Annotated in this window: 20 protein-coding genes; 14 read left to right on the top strand and 6 right to left on the bottom strand. The window is 36.6% G+C overall.

The features are described 5' to 3' along the window. The first annotated feature begins 8 nt into the window (after nucleotides 1–8). The 7 genes from HBB17_RS20090 (at nucleotide 9) to HBB17_RS20060 (ending at nucleotide 8,773) form a co-directional block, all read left to right on the top strand. The gene (locus HBB17_RS20090) at nucleotides 9–1,145 is read left to right on the top strand and encodes a bifunctional chorismate mutase/prephenate dehydratase (protein ID WP_167959298.1); all 1,137 of its coding nucleotides are present in this window, start codon (nucleotides 9–11) and stop codon (nucleotides 1,143–1,145) included. 78 nt (nucleotides 1,146–1,223) lie between these two features. Continuing rightward, nucleotides 1,224–1,703 carry a methylglyoxal synthase gene (locus tag HBB17_RS20085; RefSeq protein ID WP_167959297.1) on the top strand — a complete coding sequence of 160 codons (480 nt, stop codon included), beginning with the start codon at nucleotides 1,224–1,226 and terminating at the stop codon, nucleotides 1,701–1,703. A 164-nt stretch (nucleotides 1,704–1,867) separates the two neighbouring features. After that, nucleotides 1,868–3,262 carry a S1C family serine protease gene (locus HBB17_RS20080; RefSeq protein ID WP_167959296.1) on the top strand — a complete coding sequence of 465 codons (1,395 nt, stop codon included), beginning with the start codon at nucleotides 1,868–1,870 and terminating at the stop codon, nucleotides 3,260–3,262. Nucleotides 3,263–3,506: 244 nt separating this feature from the next. After that, complete coding sequence (locus tag HBB17_RS20075; protein ID WP_167959295.1) at nucleotides 3,507–4,502, top strand: ABC transporter substrate-binding protein; 996 nt, start codon at nucleotides 3,507–3,509, stop codon at nucleotides 4,500–4,502. Between the two features lie 335 nt (nucleotides 4,503–4,837). Next, nucleotides 4,838–6,019, top strand: a complete 1,182-nt coding sequence (locus HBB17_RS20070) for a cation:proton antiporter (RefSeq protein WP_167959350.1) — start codon at nucleotides 4,838–4,840, stop codon at nucleotides 6,017–6,019. 615 nt (nucleotides 6,020–6,634) lie between these two features. Next, nucleotides 6,635–8,152, top strand: a complete 1,518-nt coding sequence (locus HBB17_RS20065) for a methyl-accepting chemotaxis protein (protein ID WP_167959294.1) — start codon at nucleotides 6,635–6,637, stop codon at nucleotides 8,150–8,152. Between the two features lie 72 nt (nucleotides 8,153–8,224). Continuing rightward, the gene (locus HBB17_RS20060) at nucleotides 8,225–8,773 is read left to right on the top strand and encodes a dTDP-4-dehydrorhamnose 3,5-epimerase family protein (protein ID WP_167959293.1); all 549 of its coding nucleotides are present in this window, start codon (nucleotides 8,225–8,227) and stop codon (nucleotides 8,771–8,773) included. Nucleotides 8,774–8,921: 148 nt separating this feature from the next. Here HBB17_RS20060 and HBB17_RS20055 read toward each other — a convergent pair whose 3' ends face one another. Together HBB17_RS20055 and HBB17_RS20050 are read right to left on the bottom strand one after the other, a co-directional pair. Continuing rightward, nucleotides 8,922–9,224, bottom strand: a complete 303-nt coding sequence (locus tag HBB17_RS20055; RefSeq protein WP_167959292.1) for a hypothetical protein — start codon at nucleotides 9,222–9,224, stop codon at nucleotides 8,922–8,924. A gap of 105 nt (nucleotides 9,225–9,329) precedes the next feature. Beyond that, complete coding sequence (locus HBB17_RS20050) at nucleotides 9,330–11,708, bottom strand: ATP-dependent helicase (RefSeq protein ID WP_167959291.1); 2,379 nt, start codon at nucleotides 11,706–11,708, stop codon at nucleotides 9,330–9,332. A 183-nt stretch (nucleotides 11,709–11,891) separates the two neighbouring features. Here HBB17_RS20050 and HBB17_RS20045 point away from each other — a divergent pair, with 183 nt between their 5' ends. Further along, a complete protein-coding gene (locus HBB17_RS20045) occupies nucleotides 11,892–12,548 on the top strand; it encodes a DUF1836 domain-containing protein (protein ID WP_167959290.1) in 657 nt (218 codons plus the stop codon). A gap of 40 nt (nucleotides 12,549–12,588) precedes the next feature. On the opposite strand, the gene HBB17_RS20040 is transcribed toward HBB17_RS20045, so the two are convergent. Then, nucleotides 12,589–12,909: a YerC/YecD family TrpR-related protein gene (locus tag HBB17_RS20040; RefSeq protein ID WP_167959289.1), complete on the bottom strand. Its 321-nt coding sequence runs from the start codon at nucleotides 12,907–12,909 to the stop codon at nucleotides 12,589–12,591. A 180-nt stretch (nucleotides 12,910–13,089) separates the two neighbouring features. After that, the gene (locus tag HBB17_RS20035; RefSeq protein ID WP_167959288.1) at nucleotides 13,090–13,803 is read right to left on the bottom strand and encodes a phosphatase; all 714 of its coding nucleotides are present in this window, start codon (nucleotides 13,801–13,803) and stop codon (nucleotides 13,090–13,092) included. Nucleotides 13,804–14,086: 283 nt separating this feature from the next. Here HBB17_RS20035 and HBB17_RS20030 point away from each other — a divergent pair, with 283 nt between their 5' ends. Together HBB17_RS20030 and HBB17_RS20025 are read left to right on the top strand one after the other, a co-directional pair. Then, nucleotides 14,087–16,957 (top strand): EAL domain-containing protein, encoded by a 2,871-nt coding sequence (locus tag HBB17_RS20030; RefSeq protein WP_167959287.1) that lies wholly within the window; start codon nucleotides 14,087–14,089, stop codon nucleotides 16,955–16,957. A 253-nt stretch (nucleotides 16,958–17,210) separates the two neighbouring features. Next, nucleotides 17,211–18,353, top strand: coding sequence for a glycerate kinase family protein (locus tag HBB17_RS20025; protein ID WP_167959286.1), 1,143 nt, complete (start codon nucleotides 17,211–17,213; stop codon nucleotides 18,351–18,353). A 138-nt stretch (nucleotides 18,354–18,491) separates the two neighbouring features. Here the strand turns inward: HBB17_RS20025 and HBB17_RS20020 are convergent, their stop codons facing one another. Both HBB17_RS20020 and HBB17_RS20015 read right to left on the bottom strand, forming a co-directional pair. Further along, nucleotides 18,492–18,938 (bottom strand): GatB/YqeY domain-containing protein, encoded by a 447-nt coding sequence (locus HBB17_RS20020; protein ID WP_167959285.1) that lies wholly within the window; start codon nucleotides 18,936–18,938, stop codon nucleotides 18,492–18,494. Nucleotides 18,939–19,158: 220 nt separating this feature from the next. After that, on the bottom strand, nucleotides 19,159–19,812 hold the full coding sequence (locus tag HBB17_RS20015; RefSeq protein ID WP_167959284.1) for a M48 family metallopeptidase: 654 nt from the start codon (nucleotides 19,810–19,812) through the stop codon (nucleotides 19,159–19,161). Nucleotides 19,813–20,363: 551 nt separating this feature from the next. Between HBB17_RS20015 and rlmD the strand changes: the two genes are divergently transcribed. From rlmD to HBB17_RS19995, 4 genes are all read left to right on the top strand, one after another. Beyond that, nucleotides 20,364–21,725, top strand: a complete 1,362-nt coding sequence (gene rlmD, locus HBB17_RS20010) for a 23S rRNA (uracil(1939)-C(5))-methyltransferase RlmD (protein ID WP_167959283.1) — start codon at nucleotides 20,364–20,366, stop codon at nucleotides 21,723–21,725. Nucleotides 21,726–22,209: 484 nt separating this feature from the next. Next, on the top strand, nucleotides 22,210–22,422 hold the full coding sequence (locus HBB17_RS20005; RefSeq protein WP_238483821.1) for a type II toxin-antitoxin system prevent-host-death family antitoxin: 213 nt from the start codon (nucleotides 22,210–22,212) through the stop codon (nucleotides 22,420–22,422). Next, complete coding sequence (locus HBB17_RS20000; RefSeq protein WP_167959282.1) at nucleotides 22,412–24,424, top strand: type I restriction-modification system subunit M; 2,013 nt, start codon at nucleotides 22,412–22,414, stop codon at nucleotides 24,422–24,424. The genes HBB17_RS20005 and HBB17_RS20000 overlap by 11 nt, the downstream gene beginning before the upstream one ends. A gap of 2 nt (nucleotides 24,425–24,426) precedes the next feature. Next, a complete protein-coding gene (locus tag HBB17_RS19995; RefSeq protein WP_167959281.1) occupies nucleotides 24,427–25,662 on the top strand; it encodes a restriction endonuclease subunit S in 1,236 nt (411 codons plus the stop codon).

Below are 25,662 nucleotides of genomic sequence, written 5' to 3'. Positions count from 1 at the left end.
GGTTCCACATGGTAGATTTACTTAAGAGTAGAGAAGAGATAGACCGTATCGATCAGCAGATCCTTTCTTTGTTCGAAGAACGAATGGATATTGCAAAGAATGTTGCGGAGTATAAGATTAGTGTTGGTAAAAAAGTCTATGATAAACAAAGGGAAGAAGAGAAACTAAGCAAACTTGGCTCTATGGCTAGTAATACATTTAATGAACAAGCCGTGGAAGAATTATTTACGCAGATCATGGCAATTAGTCGTAAGCTTCAGTATACACTTGTTCAGTCTGGAAATATTACAGAATCCTTTTCCGCTGTTGAGAAATTACCAATTTCACCAAATACGAAAGTAGTTTTCTTTGGACAAGAAGGAACCTATACACAGCAATGTATGGAAGATTATTTCGGTACAGAGATTAACAGCTACAATGAATTAACATTTCGTAAAGTTATGGAAGCAGTAAAGGAAGGCAAAGCAGATTATGGTGTACTTCCAATTGAGAATTCATCTACGGGTGGAATTACGGACATCTATGATCTACTAGTAGAGTATGATAATTGTATTGTTGGAGAACATGTAGTAAAGATAGAAAATGCATTACTTGGTTTAGAGGGAGCTACCATCGAGAATCTGAAAAAGGTATATTCTCATCCACAACCTTTGATGCAGTGTGCAAAATTCTTAGAAGAACATGACTATATACAGAAAAAAGAGTTTGCAAGTACAGCAGCAAGTGCAATGAAGGTGAAAGAAGATGGAGACCTGACACAAGCGGCAATTGGTAGCCGTAAAGCAGCCCAATGTTATGGTTTGCAGATTCTAAAAGATTCGATTAACTCGGATCAGACGAACTGTACACGGTTTATCATTATTGCGAACCAGAAAATCTTCATTGAAGATGCCAATAAGGTTAGCATTTGTTTTGAATTACCACATAAAAGTGGAACACTATATAATATGCTATCCCATTTCATCTACAATAATCTGAATATGGTTAAGATTGAATCAAGACCGATTAATGGGAAGAAATTCGAATATCGTTTCTTTGTTGATGTAGAAGGGAATCTAAAAGATGCAGGAGTAATAAATGCACTTCGCGGGATTAAGGAAGAGGCATCAACGCTTCGTGTTCTTGGTAATATTAAGACAGAGTAAAGAAGTCGAATTAATTATATAAGATATAGACAGACCACAAAAGAACAAAAAAACATGGCGATACGAAAGGGGTAACCTATGGTAAACGACGATTATATTAACTTTACAATTGGAAAACAGAAACATATTGCATTAATTGCACATGATAGTAAGAAACCAGAATTAGTTGATTGGGTGTTAAAGAATAAAGCCGTACTAGAAAATCACATTTTATGTGGAACAGGTACAACAGCACGTCTAATTGCAGACAAAACCAATCTTCCTGTTAAGGGATACAACAGTGGCCCACTTGGTGGTGACCAACAGATTGGTTCAAGAATCGTAGAAGGCAACATTGATTTCGTTGTATTCTTTTGGGATCCATTAGCTGCGCAGCCACATGATCCAGATGTGAAAGCATTGCTTCGTATTGCAGTTGTATATGATATCCCAATTGCAAATAACCGTGCAACAGCTGACTTTATGTTGAATTCAACATTTATGAACACAGAATATGAAAGGAAAGTTGAGAATTTCAACAAGACAATCCAGGCAAGATTTGATTCTTTCAAAAAATAAATAGTCGCACACAATGTTATCACAAGTTGTTCACAATTTCTTCAAGAGGCAATCACAATTTGAACATACTTTCTTGTTACACTATACTCATCAAAAGGAAATAAATATAACGAACCGATAAAACGTTCGTTCCATAGAGTAGGTATAGTGAAAGGAGAATTATTATGTACAATGAAATGAACAACAACGTAGAACAACAGTATCAACAACAGAATCAAGAACAATATGGAAACAATAGTGAAACAATAAAAGAAGCAAAGAGAAAGAGAAAAATTCCTGGATTTGTAAAAGTTCCAGTTGCAGCAGTAGCATTTGGTGTAGTAGCTTCCTTGAGTTTTCAAGCAGTAGGTGGGGGATATACATCAACCAATCGAACGACAACCCAAGAATCAACAACAAATCTTACAATTGCTAGTACTTCGAATAATGAAAGTGATTCCACTTCAGGTGTTCAAAAAGTAATAACAGGTACATCCTCAAGTGAAGTTGCAACGGATGTATCAGGAGTAGTTGAGAATGTAATGCCTTCCATCGTATCCATTGATTGTACGCAAACTGTACAACAACAAGATATCTTCGGAAATGTCTATAACAAGGAAGCTACAGGAAGTGGTTCCGGTATTATTATTGGGCAAAATGAAAAGGAAGTTCTAATCGTTACGAATAATCATGTCGTAAGCGGTGCAACCATGGTAGAGATTACGTTTAGTGATGATTCAACAGCAACAGCAGAAGTGAAAGGGACGGATTCAGGAGCAGATTTAGCAGTTGTTTCTGTACCAATTGAAAGTATATCAGATGATACAAAGAATACCATTCGTGTAGCAACATTAGGAGATTCTGATGATGTGAAAGTTGGCCAGATGGCAATTGCTATTGGAAATGCCTTAGGTTATGGGCAATCTGTGACGGTTGGTTACATCAGCGCAAAAGACCGTGAAGTTGCAACGGAAGACTACACAATGAAATTACTTCAAACAGATGCAGCAATCAATCCTGGTAACAGTGGTGGTGCCTTACTTGATTCCCAAGGTCGTGTTATCGGTATTAACTCAGTCAAATACGCATCTGAAGAAGTGGAAAGTATGGGTTATGCAATTCCAATCTCCTATGCAATTCCAATCATTAATGATCTTATGAGTCAGGAAGAAATATCAGAAGAGGAACAAGCATATCTTGGAATAACAGGACAAGATGTAACAGATGCAATAGCAAAACGATACGGTATGCCAGTAGGTGCTTATGTACAACAGGTAAGTGAACAATCACCTGCAAGTGAAGCGGGAATTCAAAGTGGTGATGTTATTACCTCTTTCAATGAACGTGAAGTAAAATCCATGTCCCAATTACAAGAATTGCTTGGAAACCGAAAAGCAGGAGAAACTGTTAAGATTGTTATTAACAGATTGGAAAATGGTTCATATGCAGAGAAAACACTTACCGTTACATTAGGAAAGAAGAACGAAGCATCTAGCCAAACAACAGAACAAAATACAACAGAGAATAACCAGAATAAGAGTAACAGCAATGGATTCCAGAAGGGAAATGGAAATAACTAGAGTTGTTGGAACGCATGATTATTACTCGTATATAAAATAGGAAAGTAGGAAAAGAATGTTGTGATAAGACACAGGAGAGTCTAAATCGCAACATTCTTTTTTTAGGCACCAATTCCTTATTTCATAAACATGGTGAATTATGAAAAATATAATCGGTATATGTTAAACGTGTTTGAGTAGTCCATGCACCGAGCGACGTTTTATGAATATAGTATTACAAGCAAAACGTGTGAGGAGATTTCGAATGAAAAGGAGACGTATAGCAATTGTACTTGTACTCCTTATGGTAATGACCACATTGGTTGGCTGTAAGAAAGACGGTAATCTCACAAAGATAACTTTAAATGAAGTTGCACATTCCATTTTTTATGCACCTCAGTATGTAGCACTTGAACTTGGATATTTCAAAGACGAAGGATTAGATGTTGAGCTAGTAACGGGATTTGGTGCAGATAAGACCATGACAGCCGTTTTATCAGGAGAAGCAGAGATTGGGTTTATGGGATCAGAATCTTCAATTTATGTGTATAATGAAGGCGCAGAAGATTATGTGGTGAATTTCGCACAATTGACCCAAAGAGCGGGAAATTTTTTAGTTGGAAGAGAAGCCAATGAACATTTCAAATGGACGGATCTACAAGGAAAAACAATAATTGGAGGAAGAGCAGGCGGAATGCCACAGATGGTACTAGAGTATATCCTGAAAAAGAATGGTTTGGATCCTACAAAAGATGTGTCAATCATTCAGAACATTGATTTTGGTTTGACAGCAGAAGCATTTTCTTCGGGAACAGGAGATTTTACCATTGAGTTCGAGCCGGCAGCATCTGCACTGGAATTAGAAGGCAAGGGAAGCGTTCTTGCTTCTTTAGGTGTAGAGAGTGGAAAAGTACCATATACCGCATATTCTGCAAAGAAGAGCTACATTGAGAAGAATCCGGAGATCATTCAGAAATTCACCAATGCAATTCAAAAAGGAATGGATTATGTGAATTCCCATTCACCATCTGAAATCGCAAAGGTTATTAAGCCACAATTCAAAGAAATTGATGATGAAAAACTGGAAATGATCGTTCAACGATATTATGACCAGGGAACATGGAAAGATAATACACTTTTTGAAGAGGCTAGTTTTGATTTGTTACAAGATATCTTATTACATGCAGGTGTGGTTGAGAAAGAAGCACCATATAGTGATCTGGTGACCACAATCTATTCTAGTAAGGCAGTAGAAAAATAAATAGTTGAATGATAGAATGCCAAGAGGTAGATGTGTTGTGTCTATTCTTGGCATTTTATATGTTTGAATTGACAAATAGGATAACGAAAAAGTTGTTAAAAATAAACGACTTCCTATAGTGAAAATCACTAGGATTATTAGATGAACTAATGAGTAAAAGAAGATTCTTATTTGAAATTGTGTATTTTGTATAAAATAATTTAAAAAATTATATTAAATTTTCGCTTTTTCAGGAAGTAAAAACACTGGACATTTTATTCGCTTGGGTATACTATAGGTAGGTCGTAAAAATCATGGTAGATTGTGACATTTATTATCGAATATGGAGGAATATGATGGGAACATACGGCTATTTATTAGACATTGCGCTAATTCTCATAAGTACAAAGGTACTAGGAATTACAACGAAGAAGTTTCAACTACCACAAGTTGTAGGGGCTTTGGTTGCTGGAATCGTGCTAGGACCAGCGGTTTTGAACATCTTAAAAGAAACAAATTTCCTTGTACAGCTATCTGAAATTGGTGTTATCATTCTCATGTTTTCAGCAGGTTTGGAGGCAGACTTGCAGGAGTTGAAAAAGACGGGTAAAGCATCGTTTATCATTGCTTTATTTGGTGTAATCGTTCCATTATTGGGAGGATTATTAGTTGGATCAATTTTCAATAAAGAGAGTATCATAGCAAATGATGCAACGGCGAGCATCTTTTTACAAAATATATTTATGGGTATCATCTTAACAGCTACTTCTGTAAGCATTACAGTGGAAGCGTTGAAAGAAATGAAGAAATTGAATACAGCAGCAGGTAATGCAATACTAGGGGCTGCAATTATTGACGATATTCTTGGAATCGTTGCATTGACTGTAATAACAAGTCTTACAGATTCCAATGTAAGTATTGTGGTTGTTTTATTAAAGATTGTTGCATTCTTTGTCTGTTCGTTAATTGCAGGATTCATTTTCTTTAAGTTGATGAAATTCTTAAACAACCGCTATAAGCGTGATATGCGTCGTTTTGTTATTTTAGCATTTACATTCTGCTTATTGATGGCATATTGTGCAGAAGAATTTTTCGGAGTTGCAGATATTACAGGAGCATTTATTGCAGGCTTAATCATCTCCAATACAGAACGTACAAAATACATTGCAGATCGGTTCGAAGTTGTATCCTATGCATTCTTATCCCCAATCTTTTTTGCAAGTATTGGATTAAAAATTGTATTACCCAAAATGACTGTTGGTATTATCTTATTTGCAGTTGTACTTACAATCATCGCAGTTATTACGAAGATTGTTGGTTGTGGATTAGGATCAAAAGTTTGCGGTTATTCCAACGCAGAAGCTATGCAGATTGGTATTGGTATGGTTTCTCGAGGAGAAGTTGCCTTGATTGTTGCAAGTAAGGGACAAGCACTTGGGTTAATGTCTACAGCAATTTTAGGGCCAATCATTATTGTGGTCGTAATTACAACAGTTATTTCGCCAATTCTCTTAAAATTAGCGTTTAAGAAAGCGTAAGAAATTATAGTAGTATTGATTCGCTTGATCAGATATCGAATAATAAGGGTCAAAACAAATGAGAATGGTCTAGAAAAACAAGGAGTAACAAGTTGAAGGAACAATAAACAAAGAGTAAAAAATATTGAATGCCTACGATAAAACATTATAACATCCTAATCAAAAAACGGACTTTTAACTCAGTTAATTTAGTGAGTTATAGGTCCTCTTTTGGTGGTAAAATTTGTATGCAATAAGAAATCTAACAACAAATTATTTAAACCCCAATAAGGCACTTTGCCAATATTTATTTATGATTAGTTATAAAGTTCTTGAATGATAGTAAGTAAATAAAGTATAATATTTATGAGTAATTTTCTCCTTTGTATAAGGTTGGTTGGGCGATTCTGAAACCTTGATGTTAGTAGAATGATGCCGATGGCAGGAAAACTGTTGGAAGTCAAGGGAGTTGGAATCAAAACAGTCTATGTTACGAGGGAAGAGTCTATACCTTTTGGATTATTCATTATGATGTACGAATGAGAAAAGAACAATACAATAGGAAACGTTAATATTTTCTAAAAGATAACCCTATTGTGATGTAAACAAAATACTTATAATATGAGGAGGTATTATATGATAGACAATCATGTAAAATCGAAATATGTGAAACAGCGTAAATATTCGGATAAAGAAAACAGAGAAGCTAGGAGTAATAAATTCATGTTTATGAATACCTTCATTCTGTTTGTTATTTCCTTATGTCTTGGAACGTATAAGCCATTAGGAGATCAGATACCACAACTATGGAGGGCAGTTGCTCCAGTATCAGTCGTATTTATAATTATTTTAGTTATATGCTATAAATTATTTGGTAGCCGTGTTATGTTCCGAAGAGTTGGATTGGTGGAGAGTATGATATTATACACGATACTAATCTTTGGGTCCGGAAATACGATGCTAAGAATGTGTATTATTCCATCACTGGTATGTGCGGTTCTATACTTGGATATTACGAATCTACGATTTAGTTGTATAGTCGTTGGAGGAATTAATATCATTTATGAGGTGTTCGAGGTATACTCCGGAATGCAAGCTAATATGCTTGTATTCGAGCTTTCTGTGCTTACACTGATTTGTATAAATATTTATTTAGTTGGAAAAATATTAAAGAGATTTGACCATGATACGCGCCACATGTTAATGGATGAGCAGGAGTATCAAAAACACATATTAGATCAGATCCTTGATGTATCTTCCGTTGTTACGGAGGAAAGCGCACAAGTGACAGAAATTATTGATGAGCTGAAAGATTCGACTATCAATGTACATAAGTCCTTACAAGAGATTGCTATTAGTACGCAGGTAACAGCAGAGAATGTAGGAGAGCAGACAACAGCAACGCAAGATATTCAGAATTTGATTAAATCCACTGCAAATTCTACCAATCATATGGTTGGGGTTGTTCAGAACTCTGCAAAATTAGTGAAAGAGAATCTGAATAAGATGAATGAGATTCGTGGAGGATCCGAACGAATCAATGTTACCAGTGAACAGGTGACAAAGACCATGAATGAATTACTTGAGAATATGCAGGGTGTTCGTCAAGTAACAGATACCATTTATAACATATCCAATCAGACCAACCTACTTGCATTGAATGCTTCCATTGAAAGTGCAAGAGCAGGAGAGGCAGGACGTGGTTTTGCGGTTGTTGCAGATGAGATTCGTATGTTATCCGAACAGACAAGAAAGTCGACTTCTGATATTGCTTCCATCCTAGAGACACTGAACGAGAAAGCAAAAACAGCATCAGAAGTAACGCAAATGTCCATGGAGGAGACAAAACATCAAAGTGTATTAATTGAAGATGCAACGAATGGATATCAGAAAATTAGTAATGATGTGAATTCGCTGGAAGAACAGATTTCTAACATCAATGAAATGGTAAAACAGGTGGTTGCTGCGAATAATTCCATCATTGAGAATATCAGCACTCTTTCTGCAACGAGTGAAGAAGTAACAGCTAGTACGCAATCCGCTGAGAGTGTAAGTGAAGTGAACGTTGATCGAGCGGATGAAATGAAAGCCTTAATTGAGAAATTGGCACAAAGTATCACTGAGCTGGAGAAATATCAAAAGGAAGCAAAATAATCGGGTACACCACTATTATGATACAATCCTACAGGATATGTAATTCACGGATCACGAATATGGAGGCCACGCATGAAAATCTATGATACAAAATTAAAAGAGGTAAAAATTATAGAATATGAAAAGAAAACGGACAGTAGAGGTTTTTCATATTCTATTTTTGATAAAAAGGAATTACTGGAAGCGGAGATATATTTTGAACATCAGCAAGAAAGAATCTATTATTCAGAAAAAGCGGGAACACTATATGGAATACATTTTCAAAATGCTCCGAAAGCACAAACAAAGTTATTATATTGTATTGCGGGAAGAGGAATTGATTATGCAGTTGATTTACGGAAAGAATCCAGTACATATTTACAATGGGTTGGGGTAGAGCTAAGTGCAGAAAATCATAGACAAATCTATATACCGAAAGGTTTTGGACATGTATTTTTATCATTAGAAGATCATACGAAAAATGTAATGCGTTTTGATGAAGCGTTTGATCCTAAATATAATCGGCAGATTGCATATGATGATCCGCAGATTCATATTGAGTATCCGATTAAACCAATTGTATTAGCAGAGTATGATCGAAAGGCTCCTAATTTGGAGAATTGCGATATACATATAGGCTGAATGAACACAATTCTTGAAAGAAAGAGGATACGTGTATTAAAATAAGAGTTTAATGATAGAGAGCAAAATACGAGCATATATAACATGAAAAAAGAGATGTAACAGATGGACGAACCCAACTGTTACATCTCTTATCTGTCATTTGACTTTATTTGTCTTCAGAATCCTCTGTATCTTCAGAGGCATCGTCAGAATCGTCTTCATTCATATCAAAATCTTCTTCTTCGAAATCGTCATCAAAATCATCATCGAAGTCATCTTCAAAATCTTCCAAGTAATCAGGAGTACAACGTTTGTAGATAGCATAAACAATAGCGGCGATAGCAGCTACTGCAGCGATTATAACGATTACGCAAACTGCTTTGTTCTTTTTCTTTTCTTCTACTTGCTTTTTAGAGATTAAATCATTCAACTTTACAGCACTGAGTAGTTCTTCAATTTTATTATTCATACGTACACATCCTTTCTTTTCCTCCTAATCATTCCTAGGTTTGACTAGTTGGTATCAATAGTATTATACCACGATGTTATGGATTTTACTATAGTAACGTAGAAATTATAACTTTATTAATTTTGCAAATGATGCCTTCATTTTTTTGGTTCCATTTGTATCAAAATCAACACTGACAACATAATCATCCCCTTGTTTTACCATATCAGCAACGATTCCCACACCAAACTTCATATGTTTCACTGTATCGCCTACACCATAATCAATAACAGCTTTCGAAGGTGCTGGTTTATCAAATGTAGTAGAACCTAGTTTACTCTGACTACCAAATCCCTTTGTAATAAATGGATTGTTGGAAAATAGATTGTTTGGATCTTTGGGTCCTTGGTTCCCGTTGCTTGTTGTTGAAGAAGGAGGAGTCCAAGTACCACCTTTTTGGGAAGAACCACTACCATAATATGGTGTTTTTGCTTTCGTACCACCGAGGTTAGAAGATAATCCGCCGGTGCTGTATCGACTGGAGCTTGCGGTGTGATTTAACAGGTAGCGAGGAATTTCTCCAATAAAACGAGAAGGACGATTAAACTGTGTTTCACCACGTACCATACGCTGTCTGGCTGCACTTAAGTAGAGGCGTGTCATTGCTCGTGTGATTCCCACATAGCATAGGCGACGTTCTTCTTCAATGTCTGTTGGATCACCAGATTGAATAGACATATAGCTTGGGAAGATCCCATCCTCCATTCCGCATAGGTAGACATATGGGAATTCTAAGCCTTTCGCAGAATGAAGAGTCATTAGTACAACAACATTATTGGATTCCTCTAAATTATCGATATCCGCTACTAGAGCAACTTCTTCTAAGAAGCCACTGAGTGTCGGTTCTTCCTCTGCATTTTTTTCATAAGTGACTACTTTATTAATTAATTCATTAATATTATCAATACGAGCGCGAGCTTCTTCCGTATCCTCAGCTTCTAATTCAGCAAGATAGCCTGTTGCTTCCAGTATTTCATTAACTAAGTCTTCCAGAGAGTAGGAAGGATCATTTAATTTTGATTTTAGCACTTCGATGAGACTGACAAATGGTTCAATCTTTGCCATTCCTCGACCTAACCCAGGAATTGAAGAGGCATGTTGCAATGCTTGGTAGAAACTCATACCTGTACCAATTCCATAATCTGTGACACGATCAATTGTGGTTAAGCCGATACCACGTCGTGGTATATTGATAATACGCTTAACTGCCATGTCATCTAAACCATTATCAATGGTTTTTAGATAAGCAAGGATATCTTTCACTTCTTTTCTGGCATAGAAGTTTGTACCGCCAACAATTTTATATGGAATGTTATGAAGAATTAACTTTTCTTCAAATATACGTGATTGTGCATTAGTACGATAGAGAATGGCAAATTCATTGTAATCATGTCCATCATTCAAAATGAGATTGTATATGTCAGAAACGATTTCATTCGCTTCATCGTATTCCGTATCAAATTGTGTAAAGGTCAAAGGTTCTCCATCCCCATTATCGGTCCATAGGCGTTTATCTTTACGACCAAGATTATTATGAATGACCTCATTGGCAGCATTTAAGATGTTGCTGGTAGAACGGTAATTTTGCTCCAATTTGATAACTTTTGTGGAGGCAAAGACTTTTTCAAAATTCAAGATATTGTAAATATTAGCTCCGCGGAATTTATAGATGGACTGGTCATCATCACCAACAACACATAGATTATGTTCGATTTCTCCATCCTCATTCTTTGTGGAAGCAAGAATACTGATCAGACGAAACTGTACGGTATTCGTATCCTGATATTCATCTACCATAATATACTTAAATCGTTTTTGATAATACTCTAGTACTTCTGGGTGGTTTTCAAACAATTCAACTGTCTTAAATAGAAGATCATCAAAATCGAGAGCATTATTTTGCTTGAGTCTTTTTTGATATTCCTTGTAGACAGCAGCATATTTACTCTTAGTAAAGTCTCCTTGGGCATCCTTTTCATAACGTTCTGGTGTAATCAGTTCATCTTTTGCTGCAGAAATGGCACTTAAGATGGAACGTTCCTTATAGGTTTTTGTATCGATATTTAAGAACTTACAGATATCACGGACCAAAGCTTTTTGATCGTCCGTGTCATAAATGGTGAAATTCTTTTCGTAACCGAGACAATCAATATAGCGACGGAGAATACGGACACAGGTGGAGTGAAAGGTGCTCACCCATATATTTTCAGAGCCATAACCAACAATGTTATCAACACGTTCCCGCATCTCTTTCGCCGCTTTGTTGGTAAAGGTGATTGCAAGAATATTCCATGGATTAACGTCTCGTTCATCGATGAGATATGCAATACGATGGGTCAAAACTCTTGTTTTCCCAGAACCAGCACCTGCTAAGATGAGCAGAGGACCTTTGTCATGTTGGACAGCTTCTAACTGTTGTGGATTAAGTGAATCATAAATACTCATGTGGAATACCCCTATCTATTGAAATAATTTCGTATTTGTACAAACATATGTTTATATTATAGCATTAACTAGTATGGGATACAACCGAAAATACATGTGGGAGTAAGGAATGACATTAATCAGTTATTTAGTACTTGTTATATAGTATCAAATACTATATAATATATATGGCGAGGTGATGAAATGGAGAAATCTAGAGATGATTTTATGAATCAGTTAATCGAAGAGATTAAGAAGATTAGTTATATTAAGGCGGAAGATATTCCGAATATTGAACTATACATGGATCAAGTAACAACATACATGGACAAGCGTCTTAAACCTAAGATTAAGGAAAGAGAAGATAAGATGCTTACGAAAACCATGATTAATAATTATACGAAGAATGATCTCTTGCCACCACCAAATAAAAAGAAATACTCAAAAGAACATATGATTCTTTTGATTTTTATCTATTATTTTAAGAACATTTTATCCATTACAGATATACAGAATATCCTTAATCCGTTAACTGAATTGTATTACCAGACGGATAAGCGGATTAACCTAGAAGATATCTATAATGAGGTCTTTGGATTAGAAAAGGACGAATTGGATATTTTGGTGAATGATGTAATGGAAAAGTATAGTCGGTCGAAAACAACATTTCAGAAAGCTAATGAAGAGGAAAGCGAATTCCTTACGACATTTTCAATGATTTGTATGTTAAGCTTTGACGTATATATGAAAAAAGCCATTATTGAACGATTGATTAGCCAGACTATGGAACAGAGAACGGAAAAAAACGGAAAAGAAAAACCGAAGAAGAAAAAAGAAGACAAAGATGAAAAAGAACGTTAGGAGGTTGTCCCCCCCTAACGTTCTTTTTCTATATAGGATTCTATTGTTCAGAATCGGTAGACTCGTCCTCGAAGATCTCTCCTAAACGAGAAAAGACCATGTCATAACCATCGTTTCCGTAATTGAGGGAACGATTCACTCTACTGATCGTTGCTGTTGAAGCACCTGTCTTCTCTGCGATTTCTAGATAAGTTTTATGTTGACGAAGCATCTTCGCAACTTCGAATCTCTGAGAGAGAGAGAGTAATTCATTCACTGTACAAACGTCCTCAAAGAAAGTATAACATTCTTCTGTATCCTTAAGACTGAGTATAGCTTCAAACAAATAATCGACAGCAGTCGTTCTAATCTTCTTACTCATTCATAACGCTCCTTTTTTGAAATATATCATATTTTACCACGATAAAGTTATAAAGTAAAGAGGAAATGCAATGTTGTTATAGAAACTATTCCTTCAAGTTATAGCAAAAAGTCGAACAGTATGTCTAATTTTAGAAAATATTCGCGTTTTGTAAGACATTTTATTTATTTTTGTAAATATTTATTTTTCTGATAGAAATTGTTTGAATTTATCTACGGATGTATTGATAATGAGGTCTTCTGGGAAATTAGTCTCATTTAATACTGCATCGATAAAACAAGTATTTCCAATGTCAGATGCAACATGGGCATCACTGTTCAGACAAACAGGAACTGCATATTGCTTACACAAATTCAAGATGGTGATGTCATTTTCGCGTGTGTTTTGACGAAAACCGTTTGGATTTAAGGAACTATTATTGATCTCGATTAATACATGATTTTTCTTAGCAGCTTGTACCAAAGCTTCATAATCAAGTGAGAATCTTGAATCATCTGGATGACCGATTACTTGGATATATGGACTTTCCATTGCTTTAATCATAGCATTGATATTCTGTTCTTTCGTACCAGGAGCTAAACAAGGCATATGAAGACTCGCAATTCCATAATCAAGACCAGCAAGTGTTTCTTCGTCCAAATCCAATTCCCCATTGTAACCGATGATATTAACTTCTGCGCCAAGCATTAATTCTAGGTCACCATATTGGCGTTCTACAACTTTCAAATTATGAAAGTAGTAGAGATGACATGTACCTGGCATGGCAACAGCATGATCCGATACGCCTAATAGACGTAAACCTTTCTCCTTTGCAGTATAGATCATTTCTTGTAACGTATTATATGCATGACCACTTGCGATGGTATGTGTGTGTATATCTAATTCGTAATTCATCTTGTTTTCCTTTCTGTACAACAAACTTTAAACCGTGTACATTATATACCATATAGAAATTTCAGGCAAGGGAGGTAACTTTGTTTCTTGGGGTGTTCCCGAGTAAAGTTTAACAATCGTAATAATAGTTTCTTGTGTAATTATAAAATAAGTAATAAATAATTCTATAACATATATAAAAAAAAGATGAAAAAGGGCTGGAAATATAATATAATGAAGTTAAAATATAGAAGTAGTATATATAAGTCCTTTTATTTAAGTAATATTATCTGGAGGATAAATAATGAACAAGAAAAAGTATTTATGTGAGGTGCTACTTACAGTCATTGCTGTCATACTTTTTTGTGCTTTACCAACCCATGCACAAGAAGATAAGAAAACAATCCGTATTGGGTATATTGATTATGCTGGATTTATCGAGAAGACTGTTGACGGAGATTATACGGGATATGGAGTTGAATACTTAAATGAAATCGCAAAATATACGGGTTGGAAATATGAATATGTGTTTGACACTTGGGAAAATTGCCTGGATAAATTAAAAAAAGGGCAGATTGACTTATTGTGTACAGCGCAGTATACAAAGGAACGAGCCGAAATTTATGATTTTTCAAAGTATTCATGCGGAAAAGAATATGGTGTCCTATATGTAAATCCTGATGATAATAAATTCTATTATAATGATATACAAGCATTTGATCATGCTGTAATCGGTTTGTTAAAGGGAAGTTTCCAAAATGAAGCATTTGCAGAGTATGCGAAGAAAATGGGGTTTACATATAAAGTTAAAGAATATGATACGGATGCACTGTTGGAGGAAGCGTTGATTAAAGGGGAGATTGATGCCATGGTAGCAGGAAGTCTCTCTTGGAAAGGGAATCTTCGTATGGTGGCTAAATTCAGTGTAGATCCTTTTTTCTATATGACAACGCAGGGCAATGATGGATTACTGGAAGAGCTGAATGACGCAATGGAACAGATTCAGTGTAATCACCCATATTTTGAAATGCAACTGTATGATAAATACTACAGCACAAGTGTTACTTCCACACAACCTTTGTTTACAAAGGCTGAAACGAATTACATAAAAAATGCAGATGTGAAGAAAGTGGGATATATTAAGAATTGGTACCCATATTCCTATACGAATGAACAGGGAGAGGCAGCAGGTGCCTGCATACAATTATGCAAGAGTTTGGAAAAATTATCCGGGCTAAGATTTCAATACGTTCTTTATCATTCTTTACAAGATATGATACAGGATTTGGACGATGATAAAATTGATCTGATTGCTGTTATGCCAAATGTATCAAAGCAGATGGGAGACGAGTTGCTTTACTTGTCAGAGCCATATTTGATAAGCCAGTTTATGTTATTGAACTCGGAGCAGTATTTTAACCAGACGAAAGATCAAAGTATGGTTGCATTGAAGTCAATGAAACATCTGAGCCAATATTTCAAGGAACAATTTCAGATTAAGCAAATCTTTTGGGCAGATTCGCTTATGGATCTTGTTGAAGCAGTAGAGGACCATTCTGCAGATGTGGGTGTAATTGATTACTATCTGGTGAATAAAGCATTACAGATGGGAGACCCTGAGAATCTTTTAGTTAGCCAGATACCAGATGCAAAGATTGAACTTACTCTTGCTATGAAACAGGCTGAGAATACGACTTTACTTGGAATACTTAATAATTGTATCGAGTATATACAGCCAATGGAATCCTATGAAGCAATTAATATGGAATTAAGCAATCAAAAGACGGTATTTAATCTGAAAGCTTTTTTAAGAGAATACAGTACTTTGATTTTCACAGTTAGTCTAGGCGCAATACTTGTCGTTATTATCATGGTTAGTATTTTGCGTAAAGTATATAGTCAGATCATTACATATGATAAGCTTACGGGTTGCTATAATCAAGCGAACTTTGAGAAGAAGGTACCTAAGATCATAGATGAGAGTGGAAAGAAAAAGTATTATATTATGACCTTCGATATCTATCGTTTTAAGTTTTTTAAACAGTATTATGGCAGAAAGCTGAGTGAAGATTTGTTACGTGCAATTGCAGAAAAAGTACGTACTTTATTGTTTGAAGAAGAAATCATAGCAAGAACTTCTGAAGATAGTTTTGCATTGCTGGTCAATGATGCAAATTATATGAAACTAATCCAAGAGTTTTACTTCTTGCTTGATGAAATCAAACAACAATTTAAACTGGATATTGAATTAATTGTTAATTTTGGATTGTATCCAATCGAAGATAAATCGGAACCTGTGTCTACTATGATTGATAAAGCAATTCTGGCACAGAAGATTGTTCAAGAAAGAAAAAAATCAATCTTTGCAATCTATACAGATGAGATGGAGAAACAGCTGATATCGGAAACTCGAATTGAAGAAGAGATGAAACGTGCATTAAAGGAAGGAGAATTCCAAGTATATTATCAACCCAAGATCGATCTCTTGACCAAGAAGATTGTTGGTGCAGAAGCACTGATCCGTTGGATCAAACCAGATGGCTCTGTAATCTATCCAAATCAGTTTATTCCAATCTTTGAACGGGATGGTTTTATAGAAGAAATTGATTATTTTGTATTAGCAGAGGTTTCCCGTTTTATTATGAAACGAATGAAAGCAGGGCTTCCTGTATTTCCGATATCCGTGAATCAATCCAGATATTTATTCTCGAATCCCAAATATGTAGATAATATATTAACCATATTAGATATTAATGGCTTATCGGGGGAATACATCGAATTAGAGATTACGGAGACTCTTTATATGGAAAACCGAACGCTTTTAGCACGAGTTGCGAATAAATTACGGGAACATAAGATCAAATTCTCCATTGATGATTTTGGAAGTGGGTATTCATCGTTGAATCTTTTGGCAGAATTACCAGTTGATATTTTGAAAATTGATCGGGAGTTTTTGAAAGATTGTGAGGAATCCGATGTAAAGAAAGCCGTGATTGTAACTGTTGTAGAATTGGCACATAAACTGAATCTACAGGTTGTTTGTGAAGGAATTGAGACCAAATCACATGAGGAATTCCTTGAAGCTATTGCATGTGATGTGGGACAAGGCTTTTATTATGCAAAACCATTATGTGTGGAGGATTTTAATATGTATATTGAAGAACATATTGAGTGAGTATGAGGGAAAATCATTCCTATGATTTGGATAGCCTTACGAATGAAAGACGAGGAGGATCATGAATGAAATCAATAAATACACTACTTGGAAAGACTCAAATTGTCCTCGTTGTCCTAGGTATTATGTAGCATGTGAACAATTAATGTATATGTTATAGTAGTTATTATGTGAATTTCTATGGTTATGAATTGTTAGCATACATAATTGCTCATTAACAAACAAGAGAGTTAGGTAAAGTAGGAGGAGAAGGATGAAACGCTGTATAATTATGCCGGATTCTTACAAAGGAACGTTGTCTTCTTTGCAAATCTGCAATACGATGGAGAACGTGATTAAAAGACATTTTCCTGAATGTGAGACAATTAAGGTACCAATGGCAGATGGAGGGGAAGGAACGGTTGATTGTTTTCTATATGCGACGGACGCACAAAAGATTCAAGTACGAACAACAGGTCCTTACGGAGAAACAATTGAAACCTATTATGCCAGATTAGGGGATACTGCAGTGATTGAAATGGCAAGTGCAGCAGGACTTGTACTTGCGAAAAATAGCAAATACGGTTTGAATCCTAGAAAAACCACGACCTATGGTGTGGGTCTCATGATGAAACATGCAATTGATCATGGCTGTAAAGAAATCATACTTGGATTAGGTGGAAGTTGTACCAATGATGCTGGTGTAGGAGCAGCACGAGCATTGGGAACCTGTTTCTTTGATACCAGAGGCAAGGAATTCATTCCAACAGCAGATACCTTATTAAGGATTGCAGATATTGATAACAGCATAGCAGAAGAACGACTGCAAGGAGTGAAGGTGACGGCTATGTGTGACATTGATAATCCTCTTTTTGGTCCAGAAGGTGCAGCATATGTATTTGCACCTCAAAAGGGAGCAGATGATGCTACGGTTCGCTTGCTGGATTCCAATCTACGTGGTTTGGCAGATATCATTGAAGGTGTCTTAGGAAAGCGAGTAAGTCAGATGCCAGGTGCTGGAGCAGCAGGTGGATTTGGAGCTGGAGTCGTTTCGTTCTTCCAGGGTAAACTTCGTTCAGGAATTGATACCTTGTTGGATCTTGTTCATTTTGATGATCTACTAGAGGGAACGGATATGATCTTCACAGGTGAAGGGAGAATTGACAGCCAAAGCTTACGTGGGAAAGCAGTAATTGGCATAGCCATGCGTGCAAAAGTATCAGATGTTCCTGTTGTTGCTGTAGTTGGTTCAATTGCAGAAGATATAACGCCTGCTTATGATATGGGAGTTACTTCAATCTTTAGTATTAACCGTGCACCCATGTCTTTTGAAGAGGTGAAGGAGATGAGTGAACAAAACCTGGCCGATACCATGGATTCTCTAATGCGGTTTTATCGCTGCGTGGAGGAACGGTAGTAGCTTTCCTTACTTGACAATACAATAAAAAATCTCCATGAATATAATCCAATATACGAGACGGAATATGTCTTGTTTGGCGTTAATTCATGAAGATTTTATGGGAAACCATAATGGGTAATAAGCAGTAATTAATGCTTACACAAATAATTTACTTACCATTTGATTTACAAGAGAACTATCTGCTTTCCCTTTTACTTTTGGCATAAGGGTTTTCATGATCATTCCTTTTTCTTTTGCAGTTGGAGTCGTAATTCCTAATTCAGATAATACTCCCTGTATTGTTGCTTGAATTTCCTCTTCAGACATGAAAACAGGAGCATAAGCTTGCATAACATCAATACGAAATTGACATTCATCAATGAAATCTTTACGATCATCAGGTGAAGAATCGATGCTTTCCTTTAATACTTTGATTTCTTTTAGGACAACGCTGTCTTCTTCTTCTGTAGTTAAGTCACTACGTTTATCGATTGCTGCATTCTTAAGAGCTGTTAATAGAGCAGAAAGAGCATTTTTCTTTTCTTTTTCACCGGCTTTCATAGCAGCCATCATGTCACTTCTTACTTGATCAATCTTTGTCACGATAAAATCTCCTTTCAATATTGGTAAACGGATTTCCTGTTTGTTGATACATTATTAGATAACGAATCTCTTACGATCTGTTTACCAATGGTTTTGTGGTATGAATATCTCGAAAACTTTTTTGAGGTCTGCATTTATTATATATGCAGATAGTGCCAATTGCAAGGGGCGGTATACAGGGATTAGCCAGTAGAAAGTCCTTGAAAACAAGTTTTCCTTTCTAAATCGTCATAAATGCACCGAATTGTGCGAGATATGCTTGGTGCTTTTCGTAATTCGGATCGTAACAGCCAACTTTTCTCCAAAAGGAGCGATCATGATTCAGATGCAGCAAATGGCAGAGTTCATGTATGACTACATAATCAATAGCAGCTGGCGCTGCCATGGAGAGTCGATAATTAAATGTGAGTTCTTTGTTGGAGTTACAAGTTCCCCATGTTTTTGGAGAGTTTACAATCGTCACACTTTTGGATTTCACACCAATCTGTTTTTCGTAGTAAGCAACACGCTCTTTGGTGATCTCTTTGGTTTGTTTCGTATAGAAAGAGTAGAGAGCATTCTGTATGGCTTCCTCCGTGTCTGGCAAGGAAGGAAGAAGGTCTTGGAGTTTGCAGGCTTTGCCTAAATAGAGAAAGATCTCTTCTTCTTGATATGTCTTCTCTCTGGATATGACAACACGGTTTTCTAAATTTTTATATAAACGAAGAATCACCTTTTTATTTGCCTGCAAGAATTGCTCTAGTTCGAGAACAGGTGTTTTTAATGGTGCTTTCAGAGTGACCAGTCCTTCTGGACTTAATTCCATGGTAATCTTTTGACGCTTTCCGTATTGTACTTGGTACGTAATTTCATAAGAATCTAATTTATATTGCATTAGGGGAAACCTCTCTTTTCTTTAAATGACCTTTTGACCCTTGCAGATGCATGAATTGTTCCGTTGCGATGCAACTACACAATTCAAAAACATTCGCAATCCGCGCAAAAGCGCTACTAGCTCATGTTTTAGCGGGTCAACACGTCATGTTCACTTATGTGCAAGCGAGGCGTGAAATGACCTTTTGACCCTTGCAGATGCATGAATTGTTCCGTTGCGATGCAACTCTCACAATTCAAAAACATTCGCAATCCGCGCAAAAGCGCTACTAGCTCATGTTTAAGCGGGTCAACACGTCATATTCACTTATGTGCAAGCGAGGCGTGAAATGACCTTTTGACCCTTGCATCATTCTATTATAGTAGAGAAGAGAGAAAATGAAAATATACAATTGTTGAATTGGGTATCCTATGATAAAATAGCTAGAGTGACGAAAACTATTGCGAATGTTTAAGGGGGGCAACACGTCATGTTCACTTATGTGCAAGCACAATGTGAAATGACCTTTTGACCCTTGCATCATAAATATATAGAAAGAATAGGTAGGTAACATGAAAAAAGGTGAAATTTATGAAGGTGTAGTGGAACGAATCGATTTTCCAAACAAAGGAATCGTGACCATTGATGATACAAAAATAACAATAAAGAATGCGTTAGTCGGTCAAACCGTTCGTTTTTCCATTAGTAAAAAACGTCAGGGTAGAGCAGAAGGCAGATTACTTGAAGTAGTAAAACCTTCTTCATGTGAGACCAGAGAAGCACTTTGTCCTCATTTTGGTCCATGTGGTGGTTGTACGTACCAAACGTTCTCTTATGAAGAACAATTAAAGTTAAAAGCTTCTCAAGTGAAAAAGCTAATTGATGAAGTTTGTGAGGATTATACATTTGAAGGGATTCTTGGTAGTCCAGTAGAATGGGGATACCGTAATAAGATGGAATTCTCCTTTGGTGACGAGGTAAAAGATGGTCCCTTGGCGTTAGGACTTCATAAAAAAGGTAGCTTTCATGATATTGTAACTGCTTCACATTGTAAAATCGTCGATCCTGACTATAACTTGATTCTTACGACGGTACTGACATATTTTGCAGAACAGGGGATCTCATTTTACAAGAAGAATTCTCATGAGGGATATCTTCGTCATCTATTAGTTCGTCGTGCAGTTAAGACCGGAGAAATGATCATTAACCTGGTAACATCCTCACAACAACAAGTATCATTAGAAAAATTGAAGGATCAATTATTGGAACTTTCTCTTAACGGTAAAATCGTTGGAATCTCTCATACCATCAATGATAGTTTGGCAGACGTAGTACAAAGTGATTCTATGGAAGTTTTATATGGACAAGACTTCTTCTATGAAGAATTATTAGGCCTTAAGTTCAAAATCTCCACATTCTCCTTCTTCCAAACAAATTCGTTAGGAGCAGAAGTACTCTATAGTAAAGCAAGAGAATATGTAGGTGATACAAAGGACAAATTAATCTTCGACCTTTATAGTGGAACAGGAACCATCGCGCAGTTACTTGCCCCTGTAGCAAAAAAAGTTGTGGGTGTTGAAATCGTCGAAGAAGCCGTAGTTGCTGCAAGAGAGAATGCCAAATTGAATAACTTGGAAAACTGTGAATTTATCGCAGGTGATGTACTTAAAGTCATTGATTCCATTGAAGATAAACCAGATTTAATTGTACTTGACCCACCAAGAGATGGTATACATCCAAAGGCACTTACCAAGATTATTAACTATGGGGTGGATCGTCTAGTCTACATCTCTTGTAAGCCAACTTCTCTTGCAAGAGATTTGGTGATTTTGCAAGAGAATGGGTATAAGGTGGAGAAGGTTTGTGCGGTTGATATGTTTCCGCAGACGGTGCATGTGGAGAGTGTTGTATTGATGTCAAGGATTGAAAAGTAGAAACTTGGAAAGTGTAGAAAATATGGGGTTCTGCGTGTTTTGCTGATTTGCAGAATGGCAGAATCCCTTGTAAAATGCCTACTCTACGGGAATATATCTACTGTGAAAAAGTCGCATAGTTGAGTAGACAGAATTACTTTTGGGTAGGTTGTGGAGATAGGATTGTTGTAATTATATGAGAGATGCCCTATAATAAAAATAGTGATAAAAGAATAATCATATAAAAATAAAGAAAGACCGAAGCTTTAGCTTTGGAGTGCGATTGTGCGTCTTACTCTAAGAAAAAAGTTTCGGTCTTTTTATGTGCAAAATTAAGTGTACAATGAGATTTTTGACATAGTATAGTTGTTTCAGCATTACAAAGTAATTACTTTTACAATGCTAAAATAAGATGTAAATATATTTGTAAAACATATTGTAATTACAATATGTTTGTGATATAATTAAAGAGGAAAAGCTTAGCATTTTCGAGGAGGTGCTGATATTGGCAGATGTAAAAATGAGGCCTAAAATACCAATGGAACATTTAAATATTGGAGAGTTTAATCGTGGGCAGTCTTCTAAACTGATAAGAAAACTGGTTGAAGAAGACAAAGCGGCCTATATAAATAAAAATGGGAAACCCATAGCAGTTGTTATGTCAAATGAACGCTATGAGCGACTACTTGCGAAAGGAATTGATATCAATGAGTATTAATATTTCAGAAAAATCGAATTTTATATGGAAAATTGCAGACCTGCTTAGGGGTGATTACAAACAGAGTGAGTACGGAGAGGTTATTTTACCATTTACGGTTCTTTGCCGTTTGGACAGCGTTTTAAGAGATACAAAGGACGAGGTGCTGAAAGCGAATGCTACACTGAAATACAAAAACAAGGCACCCTTCCTAACCAAAATCACAAACTACAAATTCTACAATACGAGCGAATTCACATTTGAGAAGCTGAAAAATGATGCAGGTAACATTGCGGATAATTTGATTGATTATATAAAAGGATTTTCCGAAAATGCTCGTACCATACTGGAATCCTTCGATATTTACTCACAGATTTCAAGATTGGATAAGGCGAATCTGCTGTATTTGGTTTTCTTGAAATTCGCGAATGATATCGATTTGAACCCGGACAATGTGAGCAATCAGGAAATGGGGTACATTTTTGAAGAGCTGATTCGCAGATTCTCTGAAATGTCCAATGAAACAGCCGGGGAACACTTTACACCTCGTGAAGTAATCAGATTGATGGTATCTATATTATTTGACCCTGATATGGCAAAAATTTGTGAGCCGGGATTCATGGCCAAGCTGTATGACCCGGCAGCGGGAACGGGCGGGATGCTTTCTGCCGGAATCGAGTACGCAACAGAGCAGAATGACCGTGCCATCATTGAAGTATATGGACAGGAACTAAATGAAAAAACCTATGCCATTTGCAAATCCGATACCATGATTAAAGGCAAGGGTTATGAGAATATTCATTTGGGCAACAGCTTTACGGAAGACAAACTGCCACATGAGCAGTTCCACTATATGCTTTGCAATCCTCCGTTCGGTGTTGAATGGAAAAAATACGAAAAGTTTATCCGTGATGAAGCGGAGGATCTTGGTTATAAGGGACGTTTTGGTGCGGGACTTCCAAGAGTATCAGATGGTTCTCTGCTCTTCCTGCAGCACATGATTAGCAAGATGTTGCCACCAGAAGAAGGCGGTACAAGAATTGCTATTGTATTCAATGGCTCCCCACTTTTCACAGGAGATGCTGGAAGCGGAGAAAGCGAAATTCGTAGATGGATTATCGAACAAGGATGGCTTGAAACCATTATTGCATTGCCAGACCAGCTCTTTTACAACACAGGAATTCTTACCTACATTTGGATTGTAACCAATAGAAAAAGCAGTGTACGTCAAGGGAAAATTCAGTTGATTGACGGTACTTCCTTCTGTGACCGTATGAGAAAGCCATTGGGCGAAAAAAGAAAAATGCTGACAGAGGAACACATCAAGGAACTGACCAATATTTACGGAGATTTTGTACCGGGCGAATATTGTAAGATTTTTGATGAATCTGACTTTGCCTATTGGAAGGTTACGGTTGAGAGACCCCTCCGATTAAATTTCCAGACATCAGAGGAACGTGTCGCTCGTATCAGCGAGCAGACTGCTTTTGCTAATCTTGCAAAGAGCCGTAAGCGTAAGCCGGAGGAGATTGCAAAAGAAGTAGAAGCTGGCGAAAAACAGCAGGCAGAAATTGTTGAAGCAATCGAAGCGATGGATGCAACAGTGCTTTATAAAAACCGTGCCGAGTTTACAAAGCAGCTTCACAAAGCATTTAAGAAAGCCGGCATTACAGTAAAGGCTCCTATACAGAAGGCAATTTTGGCGGCATTGTCTGAGAAAGATAAAACAGCAGATATTTGTGTTGATAAAAATGGCAATCCTGAGCCAGATTCGGATTTGCGTGACACAGAGCAGATTCCTGTAAAAGAGAATATTGATGAATATATTAAGCGGGAGGTTTTGCCATATGCCCCAGATGCGTGGGTAGATGAAACCAAAACCAAGAAAGGCTATGAAATTCCGTTTACACGCTATTTCTATAAGTACACCGATTTGGGCAACTCAGAACAAACGCTTCGTGATATAGAATCGTTTGGAAATAGAATTCAGGCATATATCACCAAACTGTTTGGGGAGGTGTAATTGTGAATGATTATATAAGCTATAAAGAGAGTGGAATAGAGTGGCTTGGTTCAATTCCAAAAAGTTGGGATTTAATTAGGCTTAAATATCTCGCACAAATTACTACAGGCAATAAAGATGCTGTCGATGCCGTGTCAGATGGAAAATATCCATTTTTTATTCGAAGCAAAAATGTTGAATGTATTGATGAATATGCATATGATGGAGAAGCAGTGTTAACAGCTGGAGATGGCGATATAGGGAAAATTGTTCATTATATTGATGGAAAGTTTAATTTTCATCAGAGGGTTTACTGCATATATAATGCAACGATGTCAACAAAGTTAATTTACTATTATTTTGGCGAATTTTTTGCAAATGAGGCGGAACGACATAATGCAAAATCCACAGTGGATTCAATAAGATTACCAGTATTAAAAAACTTTCCGATAGTTGTACCAAGTCCGAAGGAACAAAAAGAAATTGTTGATTATCTCGATAGAGTAACTGGACAGATAGATTACTCATTAGACGGATTTGAAAATCAACTAAAAATGCTTGAAACTTATCGAAGAGAAGTAATAGCCAATACTATCACCAAAGGTCTGGATAAAACTGCTCCAATGAAAGATAGCGGTGTTGACTGGATGGGCGAAGTTCCTAAGCACTGGAACGTCACCAAAATGAAGTGGATGTTTGAAATAGTAAAACGCATCTATGGCGCGGAAGACAGAGATATTCTCTCCATTACGCAGCGAGGCATAAAGATTAAGGACATTGATTCCAACGATGGACAGTTGGCAGAATCCTATGCAAATTATCAAGTGGTAAATGTGAATGACTTTGCGATGAACTCAATGGATTTACTGACTGGTTGGGTGGACTGTAGCCCATACGAGGGTGTTACCAGCCCGGATTATCGTGTGTTCAGATTCCATCCCGATAAACCACAGTGCCATACTTACTACAAATATTTATTTCAGATGTGCTATACCAATCGTATTTTTTATCGTTTGGGTCAAGGTGTGTCTAACTTGGGTAGATGGCGTTTGCAGGCGGATCAGTTTTTAAACATACGCTTACCACAGCCACCGATTGAAGAACAGGAGCAGATAGCGGCATATCTCGACACGAAGGTTGGACAGATTGAAGAACTGACTGCAGATATTAAAGCACAAATTGAAAAGTTGAAAGAGTACCGTAAAATTGTCATTCATGACGCTGTTACGGGAAAAATAAAAGTAACGGAGGGCGAATGA

It is taken from the genome of Anaerosporobacter faecicola (genome assembly GCF_012070565.1).
Lineage (GTDB): Bacteria > Bacillota > Clostridia > Lachnospirales > Lachnospiraceae > Anaerosporobacter > Anaerosporobacter faecicola.
This window is presented reverse-complemented; position numbering and strand designations above follow the sequence as displayed.